28 protein-coding genes and 2 pseudogenes are annotated in these 22413 nt (G+C 72.0%); 14 read left to right on the top strand and 16 right to left on the bottom strand.

Annotated elements, in window-relative coordinates; all coding sequences use genetic code 11:
* Positions 1 to 57: 57 nt before the first annotated feature.
* The gene (locus tag ABZT87_RS02275; RefSeq protein ID WP_354855840.1) at positions 58 to 696 is read right to left on the bottom strand and encodes a hypothetical protein; all 639 of its coding nucleotides are present in this window, start codon (positions 694 to 696) and stop codon (positions 58 to 60) included.
* A 305-nt stretch (positions 697 to 1001) separates the two neighbouring features.
* On the opposite strand from ABZT87_RS02275, the gene ABZT87_RS02270 reads away from it, so the two are divergent.
* Positions 1002 to 1790 (top strand): D-Ala-D-Ala carboxypeptidase family metallohydrolase, encoded by a 789-nt coding sequence (locus ABZT87_RS02270; RefSeq protein ID WP_355133070.1) that lies wholly within the window; start codon positions 1002 to 1004, stop codon positions 1788 to 1790.
* Between the two features lie 100 nt (positions 1791 to 1890).
* Here the strand turns inward: ABZT87_RS02270 and ABZT87_RS02265 are convergent, their stop codons facing one another.
* The 3 genes from ABZT87_RS02265 to ABZT87_RS02255 form a co-directional block, all read right to left on the bottom strand.
* On the bottom strand, positions 1891 to 2382 hold the full coding sequence (locus tag ABZT87_RS02265) for a hypothetical protein (protein ID WP_355133068.1): 492 nt from the start codon (positions 2380 to 2382) through the stop codon (positions 1891 to 1893).
* A gap of 126 nt (positions 2383 to 2508) precedes the next feature.
* Complete coding sequence (locus ABZT87_RS02260; RefSeq protein ID WP_355133066.1) at positions 2509 to 3222, bottom strand: response regulator transcription factor; 714 nt, start codon at positions 3220 to 3222, stop codon at positions 2509 to 2511.
* Positions 3210 to 4481 (bottom strand): histidine kinase, encoded by a 1272-nt coding sequence (locus ABZT87_RS02255; RefSeq protein ID WP_355133064.1) that lies wholly within the window; start codon positions 4479 to 4481, stop codon positions 3210 to 3212. The genes ABZT87_RS02260 and ABZT87_RS02255 overlap by 13 nt, the downstream gene beginning before the upstream one ends.
* Positions 4482 to 4613: 132 nt before the next feature.
* On the opposite strand from ABZT87_RS02255, the gene ABZT87_RS02250 reads away from it, so the two are divergent.
* The 4 genes from ABZT87_RS02250 to ABZT87_RS02235 are packed head-to-tail and all read left to right on the top strand — an operon-like array spanning position 4614 to position 7645.
* Positions 4614 to 5510 carry an ATP-binding cassette domain-containing protein gene (locus ABZT87_RS02250; RefSeq protein ID WP_355133062.1) on the top strand — a complete coding sequence of 299 codons (897 nt, stop codon included), beginning with the start codon at positions 4614 to 4616 and terminating at the stop codon, positions 5508 to 5510.
* On the top strand, positions 5507 to 6310 hold the full coding sequence (locus ABZT87_RS02245) for an ABC transporter permease (protein ID WP_355133060.1): 804 nt from the start codon (positions 5507 to 5509) through the stop codon (positions 6308 to 6310). Before ABZT87_RS02250 ends, ABZT87_RS02245 begins: the two co-directional genes overlap by 4 nt.
* Before the next feature lie 2 nt (positions 6311 to 6312).
* Complete coding sequence (locus ABZT87_RS02240) at positions 6313 to 7050, top strand: hypothetical protein (RefSeq protein WP_355133058.1); 738 nt, start codon at positions 6313 to 6315, stop codon at positions 7048 to 7050.
* Positions 7051 to 7081: 31 nt separating this feature from the next.
* On the top strand, positions 7082 to 7645 hold the full coding sequence (locus ABZT87_RS02235; protein WP_354855848.1) for a heme-binding protein: 564 nt from the start codon (positions 7082 to 7084) through the stop codon (positions 7643 to 7645).
* Here the strand turns inward: ABZT87_RS02235 and ABZT87_RS02230 are convergent, their stop codons facing one another.
* Complete coding sequence (locus ABZT87_RS02230; RefSeq protein ID WP_355133056.1) at positions 7646 to 8626, bottom strand: hypothetical protein; 981 nt, start codon at positions 8624 to 8626, stop codon at positions 7646 to 7648.
* A 134-nt stretch (positions 8627 to 8760) separates the two neighbouring features.
* Here ABZT87_RS02230 and ABZT87_RS02225 point away from each other — a divergent pair, with 134 nt between their 5' ends.
* Positions 8761 to 9300, top strand: a complete 540-nt coding sequence (locus ABZT87_RS02225) for a DUF1697 domain-containing protein (protein WP_355133054.1) — start codon at positions 8761 to 8763, stop codon at positions 9298 to 9300.
* 32 nt (positions 9301 to 9332) lie between these two features.
* On the opposite strand, the gene ABZT87_RS02220 is transcribed toward ABZT87_RS02225, so the two are convergent.
* Together ABZT87_RS02220 and ABZT87_RS02215 are read right to left on the bottom strand one after the other, a co-directional pair.
* Positions 9333 to 10310, bottom strand: a complete 978-nt coding sequence (locus ABZT87_RS02220) for an MBL fold metallo-hydrolase (RefSeq protein WP_355133052.1) — start codon at positions 10308 to 10310, stop codon at positions 9333 to 9335.
* A 153-nt stretch (positions 10311 to 10463) separates the two neighbouring features.
* Positions 10464 to 11378: a serine hydrolase gene (locus tag ABZT87_RS02215; protein ID WP_355133050.1), complete on the bottom strand. Its 915-nt coding sequence runs from the start codon at positions 11376 to 11378 to the stop codon at positions 10464 to 10466.
* Between the two features lie 52 nt (positions 11379 to 11430).
* On the opposite strand from ABZT87_RS02215, the gene ABZT87_RS02210 reads away from it, so the two are divergent.
* Positions 11431 to 12390, top strand: coding sequence for a LysR family transcriptional regulator (locus ABZT87_RS02210; RefSeq protein ID WP_355133048.1), 960 nt, complete (start codon positions 11431 to 11433; stop codon positions 12388 to 12390).
* A gap of 97 nt (positions 12391 to 12487) precedes the next feature.
* A complete protein-coding gene (locus ABZT87_RS02205; protein ID WP_355133046.1) occupies positions 12488 to 13339 on the top strand; it encodes an aldo/keto reductase in 852 nt (283 codons plus the stop codon).
* A gap of 92 nt (positions 13340 to 13431) precedes the next feature.
* Here the strand turns inward: ABZT87_RS02205 and ABZT87_RS02200 are convergent, their stop codons facing one another.
* Positions 13432 to 13950: a GNAT family N-acetyltransferase gene (locus tag ABZT87_RS02200; RefSeq protein ID WP_355133044.1), complete on the bottom strand. Its 519-nt coding sequence runs from the start codon at positions 13948 to 13950 to the stop codon at positions 13432 to 13434.
* A gap of 173 nt (positions 13951 to 14123) precedes the next feature.
* Between ABZT87_RS02200 and ABZT87_RS02195 the strand changes: the two are divergent.
* Positions 14124 to 14486: pseudogene (locus ABZT87_RS02195) on the top strand (ATP-binding cassette domain-containing protein); the annotation flags it as partial.
* Positions 14487 to 14493: 7 nt separating this feature from the next.
* On the opposite strand, the pseudogene ABZT87_RS02190 reads toward ABZT87_RS02195, so the two are convergent.
* Positions 14494 to 15036 (bottom strand): annotated as a pseudogene (locus ABZT87_RS02190) (ATP-binding protein); the annotation flags it as partial.
* A 157-nt stretch (positions 15037 to 15193) separates the two neighbouring features.
* Here ABZT87_RS02190 and ABZT87_RS02185 point away from each other — a divergent pair.
* Together ABZT87_RS02185 and ABZT87_RS02180 are read left to right on the top strand one after the other, a co-directional pair.
* On the top strand, positions 15194 to 15643 hold the full coding sequence (locus ABZT87_RS02185) for a helix-turn-helix domain-containing protein (protein ID WP_355133042.1): 450 nt from the start codon (positions 15194 to 15196) through the stop codon (positions 15641 to 15643).
* Entirely contained in the window at positions 15636 to 16004 is a 369-nt protein-coding gene (locus ABZT87_RS02180; RefSeq protein WP_355133040.1) for a DUF4180 domain-containing protein, read from the top strand. The genes ABZT87_RS02185 and ABZT87_RS02180 overlap by 8 nt, the downstream gene beginning before the upstream one ends.
* 5 nt (positions 16005 to 16009) lie before the next feature.
* Here the strand turns inward: ABZT87_RS02180 and ABZT87_RS02175 are convergent, their stop codons facing one another.
* Complete coding sequence (locus tag ABZT87_RS02175) at positions 16010 to 16633, bottom strand: hypothetical protein (RefSeq protein WP_355133038.1); 624 nt, start codon at positions 16631 to 16633, stop codon at positions 16010 to 16012.
* Positions 16634 to 16829: 196 nt separating this feature from the next.
* Between ABZT87_RS02175 and ABZT87_RS02170 the strand changes: the two genes are divergently transcribed.
* The 3 genes from ABZT87_RS02170 to ABZT87_RS02160 all read left to right on the top strand — a co-directional run bounded on the left by ABZT87_RS02170 (position 16830) and on the right by ABZT87_RS02160 (position 18778).
* Positions 16830 to 17921 carry an XRE family transcriptional regulator gene (locus ABZT87_RS02170; protein ID WP_355133036.1) on the top strand — a complete coding sequence of 364 codons (1092 nt, stop codon included), beginning with the start codon at positions 16830 to 16832 and terminating at the stop codon, positions 17919 to 17921.
* Positions 17922 to 18051: 130 nt separating this feature from the next.
* The gene (locus ABZT87_RS02165; RefSeq protein ID WP_355133034.1) at positions 18052 to 18528 is read left to right on the top strand and encodes a hypothetical protein; all 477 of its coding nucleotides are present in this window, start codon (positions 18052 to 18054) and stop codon (positions 18526 to 18528) included.
* 127 nt (positions 18529 to 18655) lie between these two features.
* Positions 18656 to 18778 carry a hypothetical protein gene (locus ABZT87_RS02160; protein WP_355133032.1) on the top strand — a complete coding sequence of 41 codons (123 nt, stop codon included), beginning with the start codon at positions 18656 to 18658 and terminating at the stop codon, positions 18776 to 18778.
* Positions 18779 to 19339: 561 nt separating this feature from the next.
* Here the strand turns inward: ABZT87_RS02160 and ABZT87_RS02155 are convergent.
* The 6 genes from ABZT87_RS02155 to ABZT87_RS02130 form a co-directional block, all read right to left on the bottom strand.
* Entirely contained in the window at positions 19340 to 19672 is a 333-nt protein-coding gene (locus ABZT87_RS02155; RefSeq protein ID WP_355133030.1) for a GIY-YIG nuclease family protein, read from the bottom strand.
* Between the two features lie 91 nt (positions 19673 to 19763).
* Positions 19764 to 20399 carry a hypothetical protein gene (locus ABZT87_RS02150; protein ID WP_355133028.1) on the bottom strand — a complete coding sequence of 212 codons (636 nt, stop codon included), beginning with the start codon at positions 20397 to 20399 and terminating at the stop codon, positions 19764 to 19766.
* Positions 20368 to 20676 (bottom strand): hypothetical protein, encoded by a 309-nt coding sequence (locus tag ABZT87_RS02145; protein WP_355133026.1) that lies wholly within the window; start codon positions 20674 to 20676, stop codon positions 20368 to 20370. The genes ABZT87_RS02150 and ABZT87_RS02145 overlap by 32 nt, the downstream gene beginning before the upstream one ends.
* A complete protein-coding gene (locus ABZT87_RS02140) occupies positions 20669 to 20962 on the bottom strand; it encodes a hypothetical protein (RefSeq protein ID WP_355133024.1) in 294 nt (97 codons plus the stop codon). The genes ABZT87_RS02145 and ABZT87_RS02140 overlap by 8 nt, the downstream gene beginning before the upstream one ends.
* Positions 20962 to 22023: an FAD-binding oxidoreductase gene (locus ABZT87_RS02135; protein ID WP_355133022.1), complete on the bottom strand. Its 1062-nt coding sequence runs from the start codon at positions 22021 to 22023 to the stop codon at positions 20962 to 20964. The genes ABZT87_RS02140 and ABZT87_RS02135 overlap by 1 nt, the downstream gene beginning before the upstream one ends.
* A complete protein-coding gene (locus ABZT87_RS02130; RefSeq protein ID WP_355133020.1) occupies positions 22020 to 22310 on the bottom strand; it encodes a hypothetical protein in 291 nt (96 codons plus the stop codon). The genes ABZT87_RS02135 and ABZT87_RS02130 overlap by 4 nt, the downstream gene beginning before the upstream one ends.
* Positions 22311 to 22413: the final 103 nt, after the last annotated feature.

The following is a 22413-nucleotide window of genomic DNA, read 5'->3' as shown; positions in this document are numbered from 1 at the left end:
ACCGACCAGCGGCGGCAGGTCGGCCGGGCGGCAGGTCGGCAGGTCGGCCGCGGCGGATCAGCGGGGGCCGGCGGCGGCGCGGGGCACCGCCTGGGTGGGCACGCGGGGCCGACCGGCCGGGCGCCAGGCCCGGCCGTTGGCATAGATCACCCGAAAGCCGAGGTACGACGCCAGCGGCGCCCAGTGCGCGGAGCCCATCCGCAGTTCGGCGGCATTGTGCCGCTGCCCGTTCGCCAGCACGTCGAGCAGGACGGTTTCGAAGGCGGCCGATTCGACCCAGTCGACGTCCCGGGTGAAACCGCAGATCAGGGCGGCCCCGGTGACCTCCAGGAACTCGCGCAACACCGCGTCCGACGCGCGGAGGACCGAACAGCTGCCGAAATAGAGCCGGCGTCCCTCGCAGCGGCCGGCCATCAACTCGGCCACCTCGTTCAGCTCCACCGACTGCCAGTCGGTGAGGCAGAGCCGGCTCGGCTCGCCGTGCATGGCGAAGAAGCCGACGCGGTGGTCGGCGTACTGCTTGAGCAGCCAGCGGTCCAGGAAGTAGAACAGCTCGTCGCGGGTGGCCGCGTCCTTGTGGATGAAGCGGATCTTGCCCAGCCGCTCCAGCAGTTCGAGGGTGGGCAGCACGGAACCGCGTTCGTTGAGGTCGCGGTGCCACTGACCCTCGACACAGAAGACGCCACCGCGTGCCACGTGCACCTCCGCCAGTCCGTCGCCCGGGGCTGACGTTACCGGCCCCCGACGGGCGAGGAACATCACCCTGGGTGTGGCCGAATGCGACGTTCGGTGTGGTTCTTGCGCCACCGGGTCGATCAGGGGGAAATGGCTGTTTCGCAAATCAGTCGAATTCACAGCCGACGCCCAGAAACAACGAATCGTGAGGACAATTCCCGTTAATCGCCGCGTAGCGCACGGATCAGTGCGAGGGTGGAAATCACGGGACGTCCCGGTCGATGTCCCGAAGCAACCCCATTCGCTCTCCTATCGGGAGGACTTCTGTGCGCGTAAACACCTTGAAGCGAGTTGCTGTCGCTTTCGCCCTGGCACTGCCCGGGGCAGCGATCGCGTCGGTGGTCGCCGCGCCGGCAGCGTACGCGGACGGCTGCTACACGTGGAACCGCAACCTCTACCAGGGGCGCTCCGGCGACGACGTCCGTCAGCTGCAGATCCGGGTCGCCGGCTGGGCCGGCTACCGGGACATCGTGGAGAACGACGGTCGCTACGGACCGAAGACCGCCGCCGCGGTCAAGCGGTTCCAGCAGGCGTACGGGCTACGCGCCGACGGCATCGCGGGGCCGCAGACCTACGCCAAGCTGTACCAGCTCCAGGACGACGACTGCACACCCGCGCACTTCACCTACAACGAGTTGGACAACGGCTGCGGCGGCAGCGGGTGGAGCGGCGGTCCGCTGTCGGCGGACCAGACGAAGCAGAACGCGCTGCGCACCATGTGGAAATTGGAGGCGCTGCGCAAGAGCCTCGGCGACAAGCCGCTGAACGTGTCGAGCGGATTCCGCAGCCGCGCCTGCAACAACCAGGTCGGTGGCGCGTCGGACAGCCAGCACCTGTACGGCAACGCCGCCGACGTCACCTCGCGGACGTCCTCGCTCTGCCGGGTGGCCAAGAGCGCCCGTGACAACGGCTTCAGCGGGATCTACGGACCGGGCTACCCCGACCACGACGACCACGTGCACGTCGACTCGCGGCGCGAGAACAACAGCGACCGCAGCTCGAACACGACGAGCTGGTCCGCGCCGGACTGCGGCGTCGGCGCCGGTAACGACTGAACGAGCCGGCCGGTGTGACGTCGGCCCGGCGCGGGTGGGGAATCTCCGCGTCGGGCCGACGTCGTGTCGCCCCGGACAGGGCGGGCGGGGGTAACGCCGTTCAGCTAGCCCGGGGCCAGCGCGGCGCGGTGACGGGGGGAGTCACCGGCCGGCCGGCAGAGGCAGGTCGTACCCCCGCAGGGGTGACCCGCGCGGCCTGGTGTCGCGCCGGCAGCCCAGCGCGGCCCGGAGCCGGCGCCGGATAGCCGGCGGTCGCCGCCGGCCGGGCGCCGGCGGGACGCGCGGACGACGGCCCGGTCGCGGTGAACGGGAAGGGCACGTGCACGAACGGGTTGCCGTGCTGGATCAACGCCTCGATCTGCCGCTCGTTGAGCCCGTGTGTCTCCAGAACCCGACGCCCCCACCGGTGCAGTCGGCACGGGTAGGAGGCGCCGTCGTTGCGACACAGCGGCCCGGTCGGCCACTCCTCGGCGGTGTGCACGACCACCGCCCGGACCGCGAGCCGGACATCCTCGGGTGTCAGTGGCGCCGGCAGCGGCACCTCACCCAGCACCTGGTCGATGGGATCCGTCGACTGCTCACCAACACGCACGGCAGGCCTCCCGCAGCTCGGCAGCGGTACGGCGGATTCACCGCACCGACATCCTCGGGCAGTGGTACGGCCGGCATCGGATGAAAGTTCAACCCCCGGCCCCCTAATCGTCCCCCTAACGGGCGCTCAGACGAGGTCGGCGTCGTGCACGAGCAGGGCCACCTGGACCCGGTTGTTGAGATCCAGCCGGGCCAGCAGCCGGGAGACGTACGCCTTCACCGTCGCCACGCTCATGAACAACTCCCCCGCGATCTCCGCGTTGGTGCGGCCCCGCCCCAGCGCGACCGCCACCTGACGCTCCCGCTCGCTGAGCCCGCCGAGCAGCCGCAGCGCCCGCTCGCGACGCGGATCCGGGCCGGCAAGACCCGGGGCGGCGGCGGTCACGTGGTCGATCAGCGTGCGGGTCACCGTCGGGGAGAGCGTCGCCTCCCCCGCGGCCACCCGGCGTACCGCGTGCACGATGTCCGCTGGAGGGGTGTCCTTGAGCAGGAAACCGGCCGCGCCGGCGCGCAGCGCCCGCAGCACCTGCTCGTCGGCGTCGAAGGTGGTCAGCACCAGCACCTCCGGCGGGTTCGGTCGCGCGCGGAGCGCCTCGGTGGCGGTGAGCCCGTCGACCCGGGGCATCCGGATGTCCATCAGGACCACGTCCGGGGCGTACGCGGCGATCGCCGCCGGAACCTCGCCGCCGTCGGCCGCCTCGCCCACCACCCGCAGGTCCGGCAGGCCGCCGAGGATCATCGAGAGCCCCGCCCGGACCAGCGCGTCGTCGTCCACGATCAGCACCCGCACCGGCGCGGTGGCCTCCCCGGCCCCGCCGGACGGCCCGGTCACGCCGGCCACGGCAGCCAGGCGGCCAACCGGAAGTCGCCAGCCTCGTCCCGCCCGTGCGCCAACCGGCCTCCGGCCAGGGTGACCCGCTCGGTGATGCCGACCAGCCCGGTGCCGGCGCCCGGCAGACCGCCGGCACCCGGCGGTTCAGCCCCGGCCGGCGTGCCCAGCGGCCACCGGTTGGAGATCGCCACGGTCAGCCCGGCGCCCGGACCACCGGCCACGTCCACGGTGACGGCCGCGCCGGCCGCGTGCTTGCGGGCGTTGGTCAGGCCCTCCTGCACGATCCGGTACGCGGCCCGCCCCAGCGCCGCCGGCACGGCCGCCGGCGCGACGACGGTGTCGGTGACGTTCACCCGCATCCCGGCCGCGCGCGACTCCGCGATCAGGGCGGGCAGGTCGGCGAGGGTGGGCTGCGGCGGCTCGGGGGCGTCGCCGACGTTGCCGCCGTCGGCGCGGAGCACACCGATGACCTCCCGCAGGTCCTGCAGGGCGGCGTGGGCGCTGCCCCGGATCACCCCGGCGGCGCGGGCGACCTCGTCGGCCGGCGCGTCGGGGCGGAACTCCAACGCGCCCGCGTGCAGGCTCAGCAGCGAGATCCGGTGGGCCAGCACGTCGTGCATCTCCCGGGCGATGCGGGTGCGTTCGAGGTGCCGGGCCTGGGCGACCCGCAACTGCTGCTCGGCCTCGGCCCGCTCGGCCCGCTCCCGCAGCGACACGATCAACTGTCGCCGGGCCCGGACGAACATCCCCCAGGCCAGCACGGCGATCGTGATCACCGCACCCCACGCCACGGTGGCCCAGTACGGCCAGCTCGGGTCCGGGCGCGTCCAACTGAAGACCAGGTTGGTGACGAGGCCGGCACCGGTGAGCGCGATCGCGACGGCGGTGCGGCGGTGCACCACGACGGTGAAGTAGAAAATCAGCAGCGGGACGGCCGCGGCCAGCGAGAACGCGCTCAGCGGCAGGGTGGCCACCGCCAACCCGAGCGGCCACCGTCGCCGCACCCAGAGCAGCCCGCAGCAGGCCAGCCCGAGCAGCGCGTCCACGCCGACCATCCAGTCGTGCGGCAGCGGAATCGCCGTCTCCGGGGCGGGCGACAGGGCGTCCACGGTGGTGAACAGCACCCAGAGCAGCCCGGCCAGGAACGCGAGGCCGTCCACGACCCAGTCGCGGGTGGTGCGGCGCGGGTGTGCCCGGTCACGTTCGCCCGGCACGACCAGCTCCCCCGGCAGCAGCCAGGGGTGTTCCGGTACGGCGAGGCTGGTCACGCGCCCATGCTAGGCAGCAACGGGCACCGGCAGCCAGCTACCAAAGTATCGACCGGAGCGTCGACCAAGGTCGGTACGGCACCGACCGGCGGCCGCAGCGGATGGCCGGGTGGCGCGGGCACGCTCGTCGGCATGATCACCGTGGAGAACCTCACCAAGCGATACGGGCCACACCCGGCGGTGGACGACGTGTCGTTCCAGTGCGAACCGGGCACGGTCACGGGCTTCCTCGGCCCCAACGGCACCGGCAAGTCGACCACCATGCGGATGATCTGCGGGCTCACCGCGCCGACGGCCGGCCGGGCCACCGTCTCCGGGCGCCCCTACCGCGACCTGCCCAACCCGGGGCGCGAGGTCGGGGTGCTGCTGGACGCCTCCGCCCAGCACGCCGGGCGCACCGGCCGCGAGGCGTTGACGCTGTCCGCGTACACCATGGGGTTGGACGGGCGCGAGGTCGCCGCGAAGCTCGACCTGGTCGGGTTGAACGCGGTGGCGGCGAAGCGTCGGGTACGGGCGTACTCGTTGGGCATGCGCCAGCGGCTCGGGCTGGCGCACGCGCTGCTCGGCGACCCCCGGGTGTTGATCCTCGACGAGCCGGCCAACGGCCTGGACCCGGAGGGGATCTTCTGGATGCGCGGCCTGTTGCGCGACTTCGCCGACCGGGGCGGCACCGTGCTGCTCTCCTCCCACCTGCTGCGCGAGGTGGAGGCGGTCGCGGACCGGCTGGTGGTGATCGGGGGCGGCCGGATCGTGGCCCAGGGCGACAAGAACGAACTGCTCGCCGGCGGCGGCACGCTCGTGCGGGCCCGCGACGGCGCGGCACTGCGCCGGGCACTGGGCGCGGCGGGTCTGAGCGCCACCGACGGCACCGACGGGCTGCTCGTGCAGGCCGACGCCGAGACGGTCGGCCAGGCCGCCGCCGACGCGGGCGTCGCCCTGGCCGAGCTGCGCCCCGCCGGCAGCGGTGGGCTCGAACAGCTCTTCCTCACCCTCACCGCAGGCGAGTCCACCAAGGAGGCCGTCCGATGACCACCACCACCACCACCGCACCCGCCGCCGGCGCCGTCGCGCCCCGGCAGCACCCGGCGGTACGCCGTCCGTCGCTGCTCCGGCTCACCGCCGTGGAGCTGCGCAAGCTCGTCGACACCCGGGCCGGCCGTTGGCTGCTGATCACCATCGGCCTGGTCACCGCCGTGATCGTCACGCTCCAGTTGATCTACGCCAAGGACGCCGACCAGACGTTCCTCAACTTCTTCGTCCCGTCGCTGCTGCCGGTGTCGGTGCTGCTGCCGGTGCTGGGCATCCTGTCGATCACCAGCGAGTGGTCGCAACGCACCGCCCTCACCACGTACGCCCTGGTGCCCCGCCGTGAGCGGGTGATCGGGGCGAAGCTGATCGCCGTGCTGCTCACCGCGCTCGCCTCGGTGCTGGCCAGCCTGGCCGTCGCCGCCGTCGGCACGCTCGTGGCGTCCGCCACCGGCGGCGCGGGCACCTGGCAGTTCGACTGGTCGCTGCTGCTGAACGCGGCGATCCTCCAGGTCGCCAGCGTGCTGATGGGTGCGGCCTTCGGTCTGTTGCTGCTCAATCCACCGCTGGCGATCGTGGGGTATCTGCTGCTGCCCACCCTGTGGGCGGTGCTCGGCGAGATGGTCCGGCCCCTGCGCGGCCCATCCGGCTGGCTGGACACCAACAAGACGATGGAACCGCTGTTCAGCAGCGACGCGCTCACCGGTGAGCAGTGGGGGCGGATGGCGGTGTCCCTGCTGGTCTGGATGGTCCTGCCACTGGCCGTCGGCCTGGTCCGGACGCTCCGCCGCGAGGTGTCCTGACCATGGACCTGGCCGGCTACCGTCCGCGCACCACGGTCAGCGGCGGGCCGCTGGAGCTGGCGGTCCTGTGGGGTGGTTTCCCGCTGCTCGGCGCGGGGGCCGGATGGCTCCTCGCGGCGACGACAGGCTGGCTCGCCCGGCTGCCCTGGGTGCCGTTCAGCGACCTCGTCGAGTGGCTGGACCGGCTGCCCGAGCCGCAGGCCACCGCCGGCACGATCGCCGTGGGCGCCCTGGCCGGCCTGGTCCTCGCCGGGATCGGCACCGCCGAACGGCTGATCGTCAGCGTCGACGCGGCGCAGGTCCGGCTGCGCCGCGCCGACCAGAACCGGACCGTCGCACGCGCCGACACCCGGGTCGTCTTCGTCGCCGACAAGCACCTGGTGCTGCTCGACCCCGACGGGGCGGAACTGGTCCGGGAGTCGACGGACCTGCCCGCCGCCCGGCTCGCCGCCGCGTTCCGGGCGCACGGCTGGGCCTGGGCGGACGACGATCCCCACCGGTCGGCGTATCGGCTGTGGGTGCCCGACCTGCCCGGTCTGCCCGCCGGCGCGGACGCGCTGCTGCGTGCCCGGGAGCGCGCGATCGAGCGGGACCGCCGCGACGACGCCCGGGAGCTGTGGCGGGAGCTGGGCCGGCTCGGGGTGGTGCTGCGCGACGAGGGCAAACGCCAGTACTGGCGGGTCGTCGTCCCCGGTGCGGGACAACCGACTTCGGCCGAGCGGGAGCGGGAGGGGCGGTAGCGTCTGTCCCAGGAGATCCTGGGAGCGCGCGATGACCGAGCAGCAGCCGTACCGGGTGGTGTCCCGACACCCCGGCTTCGAGCTGCGCCGCTACCCGGCTCACCTGGTGGCCGAGGTGCAGATCCAGGCGTCGTTCACCCGGGCCCCGATCGAGGCGTTCCGGCCGCTGGCCGCCTACATCGGGGGCGCCAACCGGGCCCGGCACCCGATCGGCTCGGCCGGGCCGGTGATGTCGGCGGCCAGCGACTCGGAGAAGATCGCCATGACCGTGCCGGTGGTCCAGATCGAGGGTGAGCGGCCGGGCGCGTACCTGATCCAGTTCGTCATGCCGGCCACCTTCACCACTGCCACCCTGCCCGAGCCGGTGGACACCCGGGTGCGCATCCGCGAGGTTCCGGCACGCCTGGCGGCGGCGATGCGGTTCTCCGGGCGGTGGACGGAGCAGGCGTTCAGTCAGCGGGCCACCATGCTCGGCCGGTCGGTGACCGCGGCCGGGCTGCAACCGACCGGCGCGATCCGGTACGTGCGCTTCGACCCACCGTGGAAGCCGTGGTTCCTGCGCCGCAACGAGGTCGTGCTGCCGGTCGTGGAGTAGCTAGCGGCGACGGTTGTCGACGGTCGGCCAGGCCAGCAGCAGCGCCATTCCCAGCCCGGCGAGCAGCCCGGCCAGCGAGAGCAGCAGATCGGAGTCGGCGGAGTTGATCGGGCTGTTGCCGGCCAGCGCGGTGAACGTCGCGCCGACCGGGAGCAGGACCATCATGGCAACGGTCGCGACCAGCAGCATCGACACCGGGCCCACCAGGGCGGCGAGACCGGCGAGCGCGTGCCGCCGCCACACCGGCCGACCGCCCGGCCAGTCCCACGCCAGCAGGGTGACGCCGGTGAGCAGCACCCCGCCGAGCGCGATCATCGGCAGGATGCGCGGGCCGGGCGGGACCGTCCGGCCCAGCGCGACACCGCCGATGGCGACCGCGCCGAGCCCGACGGCCAGCAGGCAGCGCCCCCGGGTGCGGGCCGGTGCCGCCGCCAGGGCGACGACGACGGTCAGGGCGACCAGGAGTACGCCGGTGGCGAAGGCCGCCGGCGTCAGCTCCGGCTCCCGGTCGGTCGGTGACTCGATGCCGGCGGCCACCACCGCCAGCACCCCTGCCACGCAGGCCGTGCCGGTCAACACCCGCCGGTCGGTGGTGGGGGGCCGGCCGCGGTCCCGCCACGAGAGGACGGCCGCCAGCACCCCGAGCACCGCCGCACCGTAGACGGCGAGCAGGATGGTCGACCCCGTGCCGCCCGGGTCGGCCCGGTCGATCGCCACGTCGGCCGCGATCCAGAGCCCGCCGAGCACGACCGCCGGAGCGCTCCACCGGAGCTGCCCCCGGCCGGCCAGCAGCAGCCCGAGCACGATCGCGACGATCGCCACGAACCGCAGATCCCGTGCCCAGTAGGCGTTGTTGCCCGGCAGCCGCTCCGACCACGGGCCGATCGGCTCGGTCAACGGTTGCCACACCGTCATGCCGACCGCCCAGAGCAGCACGGCGGCGGCACTCAGGAGCAGCCCGACCGGGCGCGCGAATCGCATCCATCGACGGTAGCGGCCAGAGCGGCCTGTCGGGGGGCGCCGCTTGTCGTACACGAAACGGGCCTGGTGGCTCCCGGCGGACCGTGGCCGCCCGACCTACGCTGAGCCGGTCGGCCGTGCACCCAGGAGGAGCCATGACCCGGTACGTCGCGCTGCTGCGCGGAGTCAACGTCGGCACCACCCGCCTCGCCATGGCCGACCTGCGCCGGATCGTCACCGACCTCGGGCACGAGCACGTCGAGACGTACCTGCAGAGCGGCAACGTGGCCTTCGGCAGCACCGTGCGCGACGCGGAGAAGCTGGCCGCCGGCATCGAGCGGGCGCTCGCCGACGAGCTGGGGCTGACCGTGCCGGTGCTGGTCCGCAGCGGCCGGGAGTTGGCGGCGGTGGCGGGTGGCAACCCGTACGCCGAGGTCGAGGACGATCCGAAGCTCCTGCTGGTGGCCTTCCTGGCGACCCCTCCGGCGAAGGCCACGGTGGACGCGCTCGCCGTGCCCGGCGGTGAGAACGTGTCGTTCACGGTGACCGGCCGGGAGGTCTTCCTGCACTTCCCCGACGGCGGCTACGGCCGGACGAAGTTCACCAACGCCTACCTGGAGAAGAAGCTCGGCGTGGTGGCCACCACCCGCAACTGGAAGTCGGTGCGCGCCCTGGCGGAGCTGGCCGCCGGCTGACCGGGCGGGCGCGGACGCCCGCCCGGGACCGGTCAGAAGTGGTACGCGGTCTCGTACTCGGGCACCAGCACCCGGCTGCGCGGCGAGATCCGACGCACCGCCGCGATCATGTCGTCGAGCCGGTCACGGTCGGCCGGCGCGACGACCGGCGGGTTCCGCAACGGCGTCTCGAAGTTGTCCCAGTGCACCGGCACCACGACCTTCGGGTAGTCGAGACCGGCCAGCAGCCGGGGCAGGTAGTCGCCGGTGGTGGTGGCGCTCTGCATGGCCACCATCGCCACGTCCGGCGCCAGGCCGGTGAGGTTGCGCTCGGCGACGTCGCTGGCTCCGGTGAAGTAGACCGACGGGCCGCGCTCGACCCGCAGCAGGTAGCCCAGCGTGTCGCCCTCCGGGAGGTCGGCGATGGTCGCCGGCCGCGCCGGCTGGCTCACCCGCACCCCGGGGAAGGCCACGGAGTACGACGCGTTGCGGCTGTGCAGCGAGCCGACCACCTCGACGCTGTGGTCGCCGAAGTCGAGCACCTCCCCGCCCTTCACGGCGCTGAGCTGCGTCGACGGCACCCCGGAGGCCAACCCCAGGTGGTACGCGGTGAGCGTGCCGAACACCCGGGCGCCGGTACGCGCCGCGATGTACGGGACGTCCATGTAGTGGTCCCAGTGGGTGTGCGTGACCAGGATGGTCGTGGCCTTGTCGACGCGCGGGTCGATCACGTCGGCGCGCACGGTCAACGGGGTGTCCGTCGTGAACGCCCCGGTGAACAGCCCGGTGTCGATCCGGCTGAGGAACGGGTCGACCAGGACGGTCCGGTCGGCGATGTCGATGCGCCAGCCGGCCGTACCCCACCAGCGGAAGCTGACCGCGCCGGTACGGCGGCTGGCGGGCGTCGGCGCGGCGGCCGGCGGCGCGGCCTGGGCCGGGGTGGTCGAGGTGGCGGCGAGGCCGCCGGCCGAGACCAGGGCGGTGGTGGCTGCGGCGTCCCGCAGGAAGCGACGGCGGTCGAGGTTGGGCATGCTGATCTACTCCCCGTGCTCGGGTGATCGGTCGGCACGAGCCAACCAGCGTCACCGCGTCCCAGTCCAAGATCGAAGGCTGTCAGCTCCCATACGTCATGGCATATCGTGCCTGCTCAGCGACTGCTCTTCGGCGCTCGGACGCCCGGAAACTCACTCGCCGCGCAACGCCTCGACGGCCGTACGGGCGGCTTCTCCCGTCGCCAGGTCCACGTCGATCCGGCGCGGGGTCAGCTCGTCGGCGCGGGCGAAGACGGCGATGGCGTACCGGCCGCCGTCGGGATATTCGGCGACGCCGGCCTCCAGGTGCAGGCCGGGCAGGGTGCCGGTCTTGCCGGAGACCCGGACGCCAGGCGGGAAGCCGGCGGCCAGCCGGGTCCAGAAGAGCTGCCGGGCCATCCAGCCGCGGACCATCGCGCAGGCCGCCGGCGGCCCGGCCTCGTCCCGCCAGATCAGGGTGAGCAGCCGGGTGATCTCCCGGGCGGTGCTGCTGGTGGTGTGCGCGGGGTCGAAGACCCGCATCGCCTGGACCCGCTCCGCCGGCAGCGTCGGGAAGATCCGGGCGAACTCCGCCTCGGTCCGCGCCCCCACGTCGGCGAGCATCATCTCGACCAGCTCCCGAGGACCGCCGAGAACGCGGGTGCGGGTGAGGCCCAGCTCGGCGGCGAGCATCGGCAGCAGGTCCGGGCCGACCCGGCGCAGCAGCAGGTCGGCGGCCGTGTTGTCGCTGACCGACATGGCGAAGTACGCGAGGTCGCGCAGCGACACCTCGGCGTCGTCGACGCAGCCGGCCAGCCCCCACCCGCCGAGCCGGTCGGCGGCGGTGACCAGGACCCGTTCGGTGGGGTCGAGCTGGCCGGCGTCGACCTGCCGGGCGAACTCCAGCACCAGCAGGATCTTGAAGATCGACGCGATCACCACCTGCTCGTCGGCCCGCACCCCGACCTGCCGGCCCACCGCCGCCGGGTCCACCGCGTCCACGTCCACCGCGTCCAGGTCCACGGCGTGCAGGCTGGCGGTCACCCCGACGCCCGCGAAGATGGCCTCGATCCGCTCCCTGACGTCCACCCGGGCACGGTATCCAGTGGCGATGTTCCGCCGCTGGCGTAGGGTCCGGGCCGTGGACCTGCTCCGGCACCTGCGGCACTTCGTGGTGGTCGCCCACGAGCTGCACTTCGGGCGGGCGGCGGATCTGCTCGGGATGGCCCAGCCGCCGTTGAGTCAGTCGATCCAGCGGCTGGAACGGGAACTCGCGGTCGAGCTGTTCGACCGCTCCCGCCGCCAGGTGCGGCTCACCACCGCCGGCGGTCTGCTGCTCGCCGAGGCGGAGGAACTGCTCGCCGGCGAGGGCCGGCTGCGCAACCTCATGGGGCAGGTCCGCGCGGGCGAGCTGGGCATCCTGCGTGCGGGTGTGCCGCCGGAGACCCCGGCGGTGACGCTGCGCGCGCTGCTGGACCAGCTCACCGGCCGGGCGCCCGGCCTGGACGTGGAGTTGCACGAGCTGACCACCGCCGAGCAGGTGCGGATGCTCACCGAGCGGCGGTTGGACGTGGGGCTCGTGCACCATCCGGTCGAGGCGGACGGGCTGCGCTTCGGCGCCCCGGTGGACGTACCCCTGGGGGTGTTGCTGCCGCGGACCTCGCCGCTGGCCCGAGGCCGGGAGGTGCCGCTCGCGGCGCTGGCCGGCCTTGACCTGGTGGCCGCGCCCCGGGCCACCGCGCCGGGCTGGCACGACCACCTGCTCACGGTGTGCCGGCGGCACGGGTGGCGGCCGGCGCGGGTGCGGCCGGCACGCAACCCGGAATTCCTGTTCGGGCTGGTGCTGGCCGGCGGTGGGGTGGCCGTGGAGCCGGCGACGCTGGCCCGCCGGGAACCCCGGATCGCGTGGCGACCGATCGCCGACACCTCGCTGACGAAGCGCACCTCGGCGGTCTGGCCGCAACGGTCGGCGCATCCGGCGGCCCCGATGGTCGGGCAGCTCGCCGCCGAGGTGCTGGCCGTCGCCGAGCCGGCACCGCCCACGCCGCCCTCGGTGCCGGCGGCACGGCCCTGGCCGGTGTTGTTCGACACAACCGGGTGAAGCGGGCCGACGTTGCGCTCGTCACCTCGCGTTGGACGGTGAATCGTCCACCCGCGCGGGTATGGATGATGGGTAACGAAGACGCGAAGGAGCCGCAGTGGCAGTCACGATTCCTGATATCAGCCTGAACGACGGCACCACCATCCCGCAGCTCGGCTTCGGGGTGTTCCAGATCGAGCCGAAGGACACCGTCGCGGCGGTGACCACGGCCCTGGAGACGGGCTACCGGCACATCGACACCGCCGAGATGTACGGCAACGAGGCCGAGGTCGGCGAGGCGATCCGCATGTCCGGCCTCGACCGGGGCGACGTCTACGTGACCAGCAAGCTGAACAACGGCTTCCACCTCCCGGACGACGCGCGCAAGGCGTTCGACTCGACGCTGGCCGCGTTGAAGATGGACTACATCGACCTGTTCCTGATCCACTGGCCGCTGCCGACGCTGTACGACGGCGACTACGTCTCGACCTGGAAGGTGCTGGAGGAGTTCCAGCGCGACGGTCGGGCCCGCTCGATCGGCGTGTCGAACTTCCAGGTGCCGCACCTGCAGCGGCTGGCCGACGAGGCGAGCGTGGTGCCGGCGGTCAACCAGATCGAGGCGCACCCGTACTTCACCAACGACGAGGTCCGCGCCTACGGCCGCGAGCACGACATCGCCACCGAGGCGTGGTCGCCGATCGCGCAGGGCAAGGTGCTGGACGACCCGACCATCGTCGACATCGCCGAGCAGGTGGGTCGCACCCCGGCGCAGGTCGTGCTGCGGTGGCACGTGCAGCGCGGCGACATCATCTTCCCGAAGTCGACCACGCCGAAGCGGATCGAGGAGAACACCCGCATCTTCGACTTCGAGCTGGACGACGCGGCGATGGAGCGGATCACCGCACTGAACAAGGGTGAGGCCGGGCGGCAGGGCCCGAACCCGGACACCTTCGCCTACGTGCCCCGCTGATCTGAGCCCGCCGCCCGGCGGGCACCTGTCCTTCGAGCGCCATACCGCAGAGCCGTCCGGACGACTCTGCGGTATGGCGCTCTTCGCCCGGGTCAGGAGCCGTCGGCCGGCGGGGCGGTCAGGTCGAGCTGCCAGTCGTTGGCACGCATCAGGTGCCCGGGTGGGTACTCGAAATCCGTCTCGCCCAGCAGAATGAAGCCCGCCTTGCGGCAGACCGCGTTCGAGGCGGGGTTGTCGACGGACGGGTACGCGTGCGCGTAGCGCCGGTCCCGTCGGGCGCGGACCACGTCGAGAGCCGCGCGCACCGCGGCGGTGGCCAGCCCCTGCCTCCGGTACGCGGGCAGCACCGCCCAGCCCAGCTCGTACACCGGTTGGTCGCGCCACTCGCGGGCCCAGTAGCCGACGCTGCCCGCCCGCGCGCCGTTCGGCAACACCAGGGTGAACATGCACCCCTGGCCGCCCTCGGCGAAGTGCACGTACCGGTCGTGCCGGGCGAGCACCTGCTCGTCGGTCTCCGGGCCGCCGGTGTGTCTGCGCGTGTCCGGTGAGTTGAGCTGCCGCAGCAGGTCGAGGTCGTCCTCGCGCCACGGCTGGATGCGTACCTGCGCCATTCCGTCCCCTTCGTCGACCCCAGTCAAGCCGATCCCACCGACATTCCGGCCCGGAACGGCGCCCGCTAGTTCCGATCTAGCGGGCGGTCGGTCCTCACCTCGCGCCTTGTGGTGGGGGCGTCGTTGCTCTCACCAACCACGACGTCCCGGCCATCGGACGAGAGGTACGGATGATGAACAGACGCTCCACCGGCCTGGCCATCGAGGCCGAAGGGCTCACCCGCTCGTTCGGGGAGACCCGGGCGCTGGCCGGCATGGATCTGCGGGTGCCCGCCGGCACCGTCTACGGCCTGCTCGGCCCGAACGGGGCGGGCAAGACCACCGCGGTCCGGGTGCTGGCGACGCTGCTGCGCCCCGACGGTGGCACCGCGCGGGTGTTCGGGCACGACGTGGTGACCGAGGCTGACCAGGTCCGCAGCCGGGTCAGCCTCACCGGCCAGTACGCCTCCGTCGACGAGGACCTGACCGGTACGGAGAACCTGGTGCTCCTCGCCCGCCTGCTCGGCCTGCGCAAGCCGGCCGCCCGCGAGCGTGCCGCGGCGCCTCGACCTCCGCGGCGCGGTACGTGCCGATCAGCAACAGCCGCTCGAACCAGGTGTGCTGGGCGGCGAACGCCAGCAGCCGCAGCGAGGCCGGGTCGGCCCAGTGCAGGTCGTCCAGGACGACCACCACCGGCCGGTGCGCCGAGACCGCGACCAGCGCGGCGGTCACCGCGTCGTACAGGGCGAACGCCTCCTGCTCGGCGACGTGGCTGCCCTCGTCCGGAGCGGTCCAGGTGGCGGCGAGGCCGGGCACGTCACCGGTGCCGGTCTCGCCGAGCAGGGCGGCGAGGGCCGGCTCGGCGTCCGGTCGGGCGAGCGCCCAGTCGTCGGCGGAGCGGCGCAGGGCGCGCAAGACCTGCACCCACGGCCAGTAGCCGGGGGCGCTGTCGGAATCCCAGCAGGCCGCGCCGAGCACGAGCGCGCCACGCCGGCGGGCCTCCCGCGCCACCGACGTGACGAGGGTTGTCTTGCCGATGCCCGGCTCACCGGTGACCAGGACGAAACCGCCGTGACTCGTGGCGGCCCGATCCAACTCGGCGCGCAGCAGAGCCGCGGGGTGATCCCGCCCGATGATGGCGTCGCCGACCCGCGCGTCCATGGTTCCCAGACGGTACTGGACCCCACCGACGCTGGGCGTCGAGATGTGACAGCCGACGGCGCATAATTCCGCATGGTTCCCTGTAGAGGTAGGATAGGGAACGATGATGGAAGAAATGTACTCGGTTGAACAGGTTGCCGACCAGCTCGGCCTGCACGTGCGGACGGTGCGCGGCTACATCCGCTCCGGCCGGCTGCGCGCCGTGCGGATCGGCAAGCAGTACCGGATCGCCGCCAGCGATCTCGACGTGCTCACCGGACGGCCGCCCGCCGCCACCGTGGCCGGCCAGGCCGAGGTGTCGAGCATCGTGCAGATCGACGGTGTCGACCGGGCCGCCGCCGACCGGCTCGGCACGCTCGTGCTGGCCAGCGTCAACACCGGGCACGATCCGGCCCGGCCGTTGCGGGTGCAGACCGTGCACGACGATGACCGCCGCCGCCTGAAGATCATCATCCTCGGTGATCCCGCCGGCACCGCCGAGGTGCTGCACCTGCTCGACGCCGTCCTCAATGCCGACAACGGCCTACTCGACCGGGAAGTCCACGATGCCTGACGAGATCCAGGAACGCGCCGGGGTGCCGGTGCTGGTCTGCGACCCGGCCGGCCCGACGGTCGCCACCGAACAGGACGCGCTGGACCTGATCGGCGCGGCCTTCGCAGGCGCGCAGGTGGTCGCGGTGCCGGCCAACCGACTCGACGAACGCTTCTTCTCGCTGGGCACCCGCTTCGCCGGCGACGTGATGCAGAAGTTCGTCAACTACCGGCTGCGGCTCGCCGTCGTCGGTGACATCTCGGCGCACCTGGACGGCAGCTCGGCGCTACGGGCTCTGGTGCACGAGTCGAACCAGGCCGGGCACATCTGGTTCGTCCCCGACCTCGACGCCCTCGACGCCCGCCTCCGCGCTGTGTCGTAGCCGTCTCAGTGGTCGTTGACGACGGCCATCTCGACCGCGTCCGGCTCAACGCCTTTAGCCTGCGCCTGGTCGGCCGCCCAGCGTAGGTACGCGAGCCACTCCTCCGACAACCAGCCGAAACGACGGCCGACGCCGGCCTCGCTGGGGAGACGGCTGGCCACGACGCGGTCGAGGATCAGCGGCTGCACGCCGCCAACCCCTCGCCGGTAGCCGGCGAAGTAGAGGACCTTGGTAAACAATCCCGGCCCCAACCACGGCAGGCGAGCGTGGTTGGGGTCGCGGAAGCGGCGGTACGCGGTGCGCAACGCGTCCTCGTCGGGTGCTGACGCGGACACCTCCTCAAGCGCGTACGCCAGGCGTTTGCCATCGGGGTCGGCGCCGAGCGACCTGGCGGTGCGCCACGGCCCGTACCCGATGGGTCCGTAACCCCAGACCAGCACAGCGGTCAGCAGTTGCCGGGCGGTGGCCGAGCCGGCTCGGTACGCATCGGCCACCGCGAAGGCGTCGCGCCGCCAGACCTCGCCGCTCGATGGGAAGTTGTCGGGCCAGGCGTCCGGCGGCAACCCCGCCCGCCACCGGTCCAGCTTTACGGTGATCGGGGCCTGCTCCCCCGGTAATGGCCTGGGCATGTTTACCTCCCTCAAGTCGCGGAGCAGTCCGCCCTACGTGGGGATCTCCGCTGCCCGCAGGTTATGGCCGGCCTCGACCATCCGGCGGCCGAGAACGCCATGTCGGGGTATCGAGGGGCGCAAACGCCATCTAGATCCGTAATGTCGATTCGCTACGGTCGAGACGTAGAGCAAGGGCGCGTGCGATTATCGCACCATGACCGAAACCGGCGACTGGACGACGGTCGGCGAGCAGGTGCGCCAGACCCGACTGGGGGCTGGCCTCTCTCAGGCCGAACTGGGTGCTCAACTCGGCCTCGATCGAACGATGATCGCCAAGATCGAGTCCGGCGTTCGGCGGGTAGACGCCTTGGAACTCATCAGGCTCGCGGCCGCACTCGACGTACCTATCGATCACCTGCTTGAGCGACGATCGGCGGTGATCTCGCGCCGCTCGGAACTCATGGCCGAAGACAACGACACAGACGTGGCGAGGCGTTCTCAACGACTGGAGATCACACTCGCCTCCTGGCTCAGGGACGTCCGCCAGCTACTTGACGCCGGCACCCTCACCCTCGTCAGTCCCGTCCGGTACGAGGGGAGTGTCACCTCCGATGATGACGCCCGTATCGCTGCTCGATGGCTGCGTGACAGGCGGGGGATTGGTACGGAGCCGATTGACACCCTGATGGAGTTCTGTGAACGCAGCGGCCAGTACGTCCTCGTCAGTGACCTTCCGGGAGAAGGCGCATCGATGGTGGACGGGGACCTGGCAGTGTCGGTCGTCAGCATGGAGGGAGATCCTGGCCGGCGTCGAGCTACCGCCGCCCACGAGCTGGGCCACCTGGTTCTGGGCGACGAATACTCCAGCGATCTGGCGGTACACGTTTCCCGCGCCGATCGGGAAAGTCTGATCAACGCTTTCGCCGCCGAGCTGCTCCTTCCGGTCGCCGCGTTCGGCGATGTCAACAGCCGTCCAGCCTCCCGCGAAGAGATGATCCAGCTCACCGCGCGCTACCGCACGTCATGGTCCCTGACCGTGCGCCAGGCGGAACGCGCTGGGTGGCTCGATGCGTCAGCGGCGCGCTGGAGCCGAACCACCCCAACCCGGGCGGAGATCATGGATGCGGTTGGCTGGGCCCCCCAGCCAGATCTCGACGCCATTCGCGTACCGCCGGGTTATTCGCACGCCGTCATGGAGGCGTGGCGCCGGTATCTCGTATCGGACGCCCGCGCGGTCGAACTCCTGCATGGCCAGATCGGGCTGGACGACCTGCCGGCACGCGATGAAACAGACCTGGCACCGTGAGCAACGCAGGTCAGGATTGCGAGCCACTGCTCGTCTTCGACACCACCGTGCTGCACCATTTCGCCCTCGCCGACCGGCTCGACGTGCTGGCGGCCTGATCGTTGGAAGGCGCGCGGCTACCACCGCCGTCGTGCTCGATGAGCTCCGCACCAGTGCGCAGCGGGAGCCGGCTCTCACCGCGGCGCTGAAGCTTGCCTGGATCGACGTCATCGCACTCGACACAATCACCGAGATCCGGTGCTTTTCGGATTGGGTACGCCGTATCGGCGCCGACAGACGAGACGTCGGTGAGGCGAGCGTCTTCGCAGCGGCCGAGATACGCGGCGGTACGGCGGTCACCGATGACCGCATTGCCACCAAAGTGGGCCGTGCCTACGGGCTGGAGGTGCACGGGACGATCTGGCTTCTCGCAGATCGGTGCCGATCCGGCAGGCTCACCGAAGTCAACGCCGGTGCCATCATCGACGCACTGCGCGAGACACAGCACCGACTGCCGTGTACCGGGGCGGAGTTTCCCTCATACGCACGAAAGGCCGGGCTGCTCCAGATCGGCCGTCCGCCCTACATTCCAGGTCCGACACGGCCGCCGACCTGGGTCCATGACTAGCCGCAGGGTGACCGGGTACGCGCAAGCCATGGGTAGCCACAAGCAGAACAAACACGACAGCGGCGGCGAGTCGGCACGAGGCCGGCGCCATCCGGGCAGCGGCGCTCCGGGCCGCCAGGGTTCGCCCGTGGAGCACTCGCCCGACCAACGGCACCGCCGTACCGCGACCGGCCCCGCCGGCACTGAACGCGACCTGGGTCGGGCCAAGGTCTCCGGCGACGGACGGGTCCAACGCCAGGGCGGCGCCTGAGCCGACCGGTCAACGGTGCAGCCGCTCCGCGGACGCGCGGGGCGGCCACACCGGATGAGTGACTGCTACGCCGTGGCGCAGATGGCGTACGCCGTGTCGGACCAGTGCCGGCGAACGCGTCCTCCTCGTACGCACCCGAGGCGGCCGACGTCGGGGCGGTCACGGGACCACCGCTGGGGCGGAAGCCGTCCACGATGCCCTCGCCGGTGACCCGTTCAGCTCGTACCCGGCACCGGTCAGCACCTTCCCGACCGGGCAGGTCGCCGTGGCGCTGTGAGAGTCGGTGGAGTTGCTGACGCTGGTGGCGCAGACTCGCACCAGGCCGGGGACCGCCGCGGATGCCGGGCTCGCCGGGGCGATCACCGCTCCGGCCACGACGAGACCGAGCACGCGTACGGACGCTCGGGACCGCCCCGCTGGGCTTATTTCTTGGTACGCATGTATTTCTCTCCCGGAAGCGTTCAGATCCGGCGCCACCTCGACGCTTAACGGTGTCCCTTCTGCTCCCGACGCATCATCGCCACTTGGGGACCTGTCGGTTGAAGCGGGGTTTCAAGGCCACTACCAGGGATTCCTTCGCGCCCTCCGGGTTGTCGGTTTCGTGCCAGCGGACCTCGCGCTGAGCCAACAGTCCGCAACGTCGGAGGCGGTCGCCTCGGTGCCTCGCTTGTCGAGTTCGTGGCCGACCTGTTCGTGCAGGACCGACGCGATTCGGTCTCCGGTCAGATGCTGCCGAAGGCGCTCCCGGAGATTTTTCGTTCGTCCCACATAGATGACCACACCGTGCTCCAGGACCACATGCACGCCGGGTGAGCGGGGAGCGCGGGCAACCGTGTCCCTGGTGTACGGCTGCGGTGCGGTGAAGTCGGCCAGCAGATCTACGGCATCGGGCATCCCCGAACGCTACCGATGCGAATCCGTTTCCGTGATCCCGTCAGCGCCGGGGATGCCCGTCGTCATACCGTCGGAGGCAAATGACTCGACGTCACCGCCCGTAGGTGGTCACGGTCTTCGGTCGAGACTTCTTGTAGTAGAGCAAGCCATATACCGGCAGCCAGCATCCACCGGTGAGCACGGAGAGCGTGATGTGGGCTACGTGGAACCCGGTGCCGATGTAGTCCCTGGTATAGACGGGTGGAGGCATCGGCGCGGCGAACTGCGGCGGATAGGGCGCCTGCTGAGCCGGGTACGGGTATGCCTGGTAGGGCGGAATGGGCGGTTGGGGCGCGTACGGCCCCGGCGGATACGCGGCCGGATGGCCGGAGTAGGGCACAGCCGACTGCGGCGGGTAACCCACCGGCGGGCCCGAGTACGGCACAGCCGACTGCGGCGGGTAACCCACCGGCGGGCCCGAGTACGGCACAGCCGACTGCGGCGGATGAACGGCGGGCGGGCCGGAATACGGCGCGGCCTGCGGCGGTGGATATTGGCCGGGCGCGGTCGGGTACGACGCGGTCGGTGAGATCGGCTGGGTCGGGTCCGATGGCTGCGGGTAACCATTGCCCGCGTCAGGTGACGGATTGGGTTGCACAGGAACACCCTCGGTGGTCCGATCCTGAATGGGCCATCGCCTGGACGGTTGACCATAATCAGCAATCAGCCAACCCAGGGCCTTGATCATTTGTGCGGTGGTACCGAATAGTTGGACCGACATGCTCGGCTCGTGGTGCCCGAATGGGCCTTAACGCCTCCGGATTCGGCTCGGCAGCGATCCGAAGCTCCTCCCACTGGCCATCGGCGTACGCCTCCCAACGGGGGCTGCCCGGCTCGCGAAACGTCTGGGTCCGCTCGCTCTTGAGGATGGGGCCGTCGGTCGACTCGACGGTCGCGTAAAAGTCGGCGTCGTACTCGGCAAGACTGAGCCGCTGCCGCGTCGCCGCATCCAGCAGCTCACGCATCCGGACCTCCTGCAACGTCCGGCGTACGCGACATGTCGTGCCGGGTCCTGGTCTGTCGGGTCTGCCAGGTGCGCAGGGCGTTCTTGATGCGGTGGTTCTCGGCTTGGGCGAGGTCGAGTTGGCGGCCCTGTTCGTGCAACTCGTGGGCGAGGCGGTGGAGCAGCGCTTTGACGTGTTCGGGTTCGTAGCCACGGCGTCCGAGTCGGGTGCGGGGCAGGTCCAGGGCGGCGACCCGGTCGGGGGTGAGCGGCCCGGTCAGGGTGTGTCGACTGCGGTAGACGGCCATCAGCGGGTGAAGCTCTCCGGCAGGTGGATGCGGGCGGCGGGGACACCGAGGGCGAACAGCCGTGGTCGCGCGGCAGCCAGCATCGCGGGCGGGCCACAGAGGTAGATGTCCTGGTCGGATCGGTAGTGGTCGAGGGCGATGGTGAGGGCGTCGCCCTGCTCTGCCGGCTCGGCGCAGGGGTCGTCGGAGAACGCCGGCACGATCGTCAGCCAGTCGTGGGCGCATTGCAGCTTGTCGAGCGCTATCGCGTCGTACAGGTCGACGAAGGCGCGGACGCCGACGATCAGGGTGACCCGTCGGCCGTCCGGTGCGGCGGCGACCTGTTCGACCAGGGCGCGTAGCTGTGCCAGGCCGGTGCCACCGGCGACGAGCAGCAGGTCGCCGGTACGCGTCGGGTCGAGGCGTAGGCCGGTGTTGCCGGGTGGGCCGAGCCAGAGCAGCTCTCCGGGGCGTACCTCATGGACCAGGCGGTGGGAGACGGCGCCGGCGGGTACGGCGCGGACGTGCAGCTCGACGGTGCCGTCGGCGCGTGGGAGGTTGGCCGGGGAGAGCCAGCGCCAGCGGCCGGGCAGGCGTGGTGTGCAGACGGGGACGGCCTGGCCGGGGTGGTGGGGCAGCCGCCGCCAGGGACGTACCGTCAGGATGGCGATGCCCGGCGACGGCCGATCGTGGCCGATCACCTGGGCGGGCCACCAGGCCGGGCCGTCGCCGACGCGGGCGGCGGCGCGACGGACGGCGTGCGTGGCGCGGTCCACAGCTCGCTCCCCGACGGTCGTCCACAGGGGATGCGGTGCGTGCCGGGCCAGGGTGGCGAGCAGCGCGTCGCCGATGGTGGTGGCGTGTGGGAGCAGGTCGTAGCGACGGTACGCGCGGCCGAGCACCATGAGCAGCGCCGCGCGGCCCGCCCGGTCGTCATCGCCGGCCACGAGACCGCCAAGCGCGGCGAAGAACAGCGCCGCCTCGCGCTGCGGCAGCAGCCCGGGGCGGCGGTCCTCCAGGGTGCACCAGAAGTCGGCGGCCGCCCGGTCGGCGGCCGACGCCCAAGCGGCGGCGAGGCTCATGCGGCCACCTCGAACGCCCGCCTGACCTGGGCAATCCGGCAGTCCGGCAGCTCGGCCGCCCGCAGGACGCCCTCCAGGTAGTCGACGACCCGCCGATGCTGCGCCTCCGACAGCCCCAGACCGCACCATTGAGTTGCGTTCCCGTCGAGCACGGTGACCAGGTGCGCGGCGAGCCGGCCTAGATCAACCCCGATGAGGTACGGCGACAGCTCCGCGTCCGCCGCGACCAGGCGCAGCCAGCGGGCGACCAGGTCGGCCGGTGTCGTGGGTTGCTCAGGGGTGGTCATGGCGGCTCCGAGACGTCGACGGATGGAGTGGCGCCGGGGCGGGCGGGTGCGGGACTGCGCCGTTGAGGGCCGGCGCAGCTCCGGAGCCAGCACCCGCCCCGGG

Source organism: Micromonospora sp. NPDC005237 (assembly GCF_040607775.1).
Classification (GTDB): domain Bacteria; phylum Actinomycetota; class Actinomycetes; order Mycobacteriales; family Micromonosporaceae; genus Micromonospora.
The sequence above is the reverse complement of the archived record's forward strand: the minus strand, read 5'-3'. Positions and strand labels throughout refer to the sequence as shown.

Bases quoted from the DNA above. Each gene is read 5' to 3' on its own strand.
- ABZT87_RS02250 (WP_355133062.1), top strand. From the start codon at position 4,614: ATGATCACCGTGGAGAACCTCACCAAGCGATACGGGCCACACCCGGCG.
- ABZT87_RS02245 (WP_355133060.1), top strand. From the start codon at position 5,507: ATGACCACCACCACCACCACCGCACCCGCCGCCGGCGCCGTCGCGCCC.
- ABZT87_RS02240 (WP_355133058.1), top strand. From the start codon at position 6,313: ATGGACCTGGCCGGCTACCGTCCGCGCACCACGGTCAGCGGCGGGCCG.
- ABZT87_RS02235 (WP_354855848.1), top strand. From the start codon at position 7,082: ATGACCGAGCAGCAGCCGTACCGGGTGGTGTCCCGACACCCCGGCTTC.
- ABZT87_RS02230 (WP_355133056.1), bottom strand. From the start codon at position 8,626: ATGCGATTCGCGCGCCCGGTCGGGCTGCTCCTGAGTGCCGCCGCCGTG.
- ABZT87_RS02225 (WP_355133054.1), top strand. From the start codon at position 8,761: ATGACCCGGTACGTCGCGCTGCTGCGCGGAGTCAACGTCGGCACCACC.
- ABZT87_RS02220 (WP_355133052.1), bottom strand. From the start codon at position 10,310: ATGCCCAACCTCGACCGCCGTCGCTTCCTGCGGGACGCCGCAGCCACC.
- ABZT87_RS02200 (WP_355133044.1), bottom strand. From the start codon at position 13,950: ATGGCGCAGGTACGCATCCAGCCGTGGCGCGAGGACGACCTCGACCTG.
- ABZT87_RS02185 (WP_355133042.1), top strand. From the start codon at position 15,194: ATGATGGAAGAAATGTACTCGGTTGAACAGGTTGCCGACCAGCTCGGC.
- ABZT87_RS02180 (WP_355133040.1), top strand. From the start codon at position 15,636: ATGCCTGACGAGATCCAGGAACGCGCCGGGGTGCCGGTGCTGGTCTGC.
- ABZT87_RS02175 (WP_355133038.1), bottom strand. From the start codon at position 16,633: ATGCCCAGGCCATTACCGGGGGAGCAGGCCCCGATCACCGTAAAGCTG.
- ABZT87_RS02170 (WP_355133036.1), top strand. From the start codon at position 16,830: ATGACCGAAACCGGCGACTGGACGACGGTCGGCGAGCAGGTGCGCCAG.
- ABZT87_RS02155 (WP_355133030.1), bottom strand. From the start codon at position 19,672: ATGCCCGATGCCGTAGATCTGCTGGCCGACTTCACCGCACCGCAGCCG.
- ABZT87_RS02150 (WP_355133028.1), bottom strand. From the start codon at position 20,399: ATGATCAAGGCCCTGGGTTGGCTGATTGCTGATTATGGTCAACCGTCC.
- ABZT87_RS02145 (WP_355133026.1), bottom strand. From the start codon at position 20,676: ATGCGTGAGCTGCTGGATGCGGCGACGCGGCAGCGGCTCAGTCTTGCC.
- ABZT87_RS02140 (WP_355133024.1), bottom strand. From the start codon at position 20,962: ATGGCCGTCTACCGCAGTCGACACACCCTGACCGGGCCGCTCACCCCC.
- ABZT87_RS02135 (WP_355133022.1), bottom strand. From the start codon at position 22,023: ATGAGCCTCGCCGCCGCTTGGGCGTCGGCCGCCGACCGGGCGGCCGCC.
- ABZT87_RS02130 (WP_355133020.1), bottom strand. From the start codon at position 22,310: ATGACCACCCCTGAGCAACCCACGACACCGGCCGACCTGGTCGCCCGC.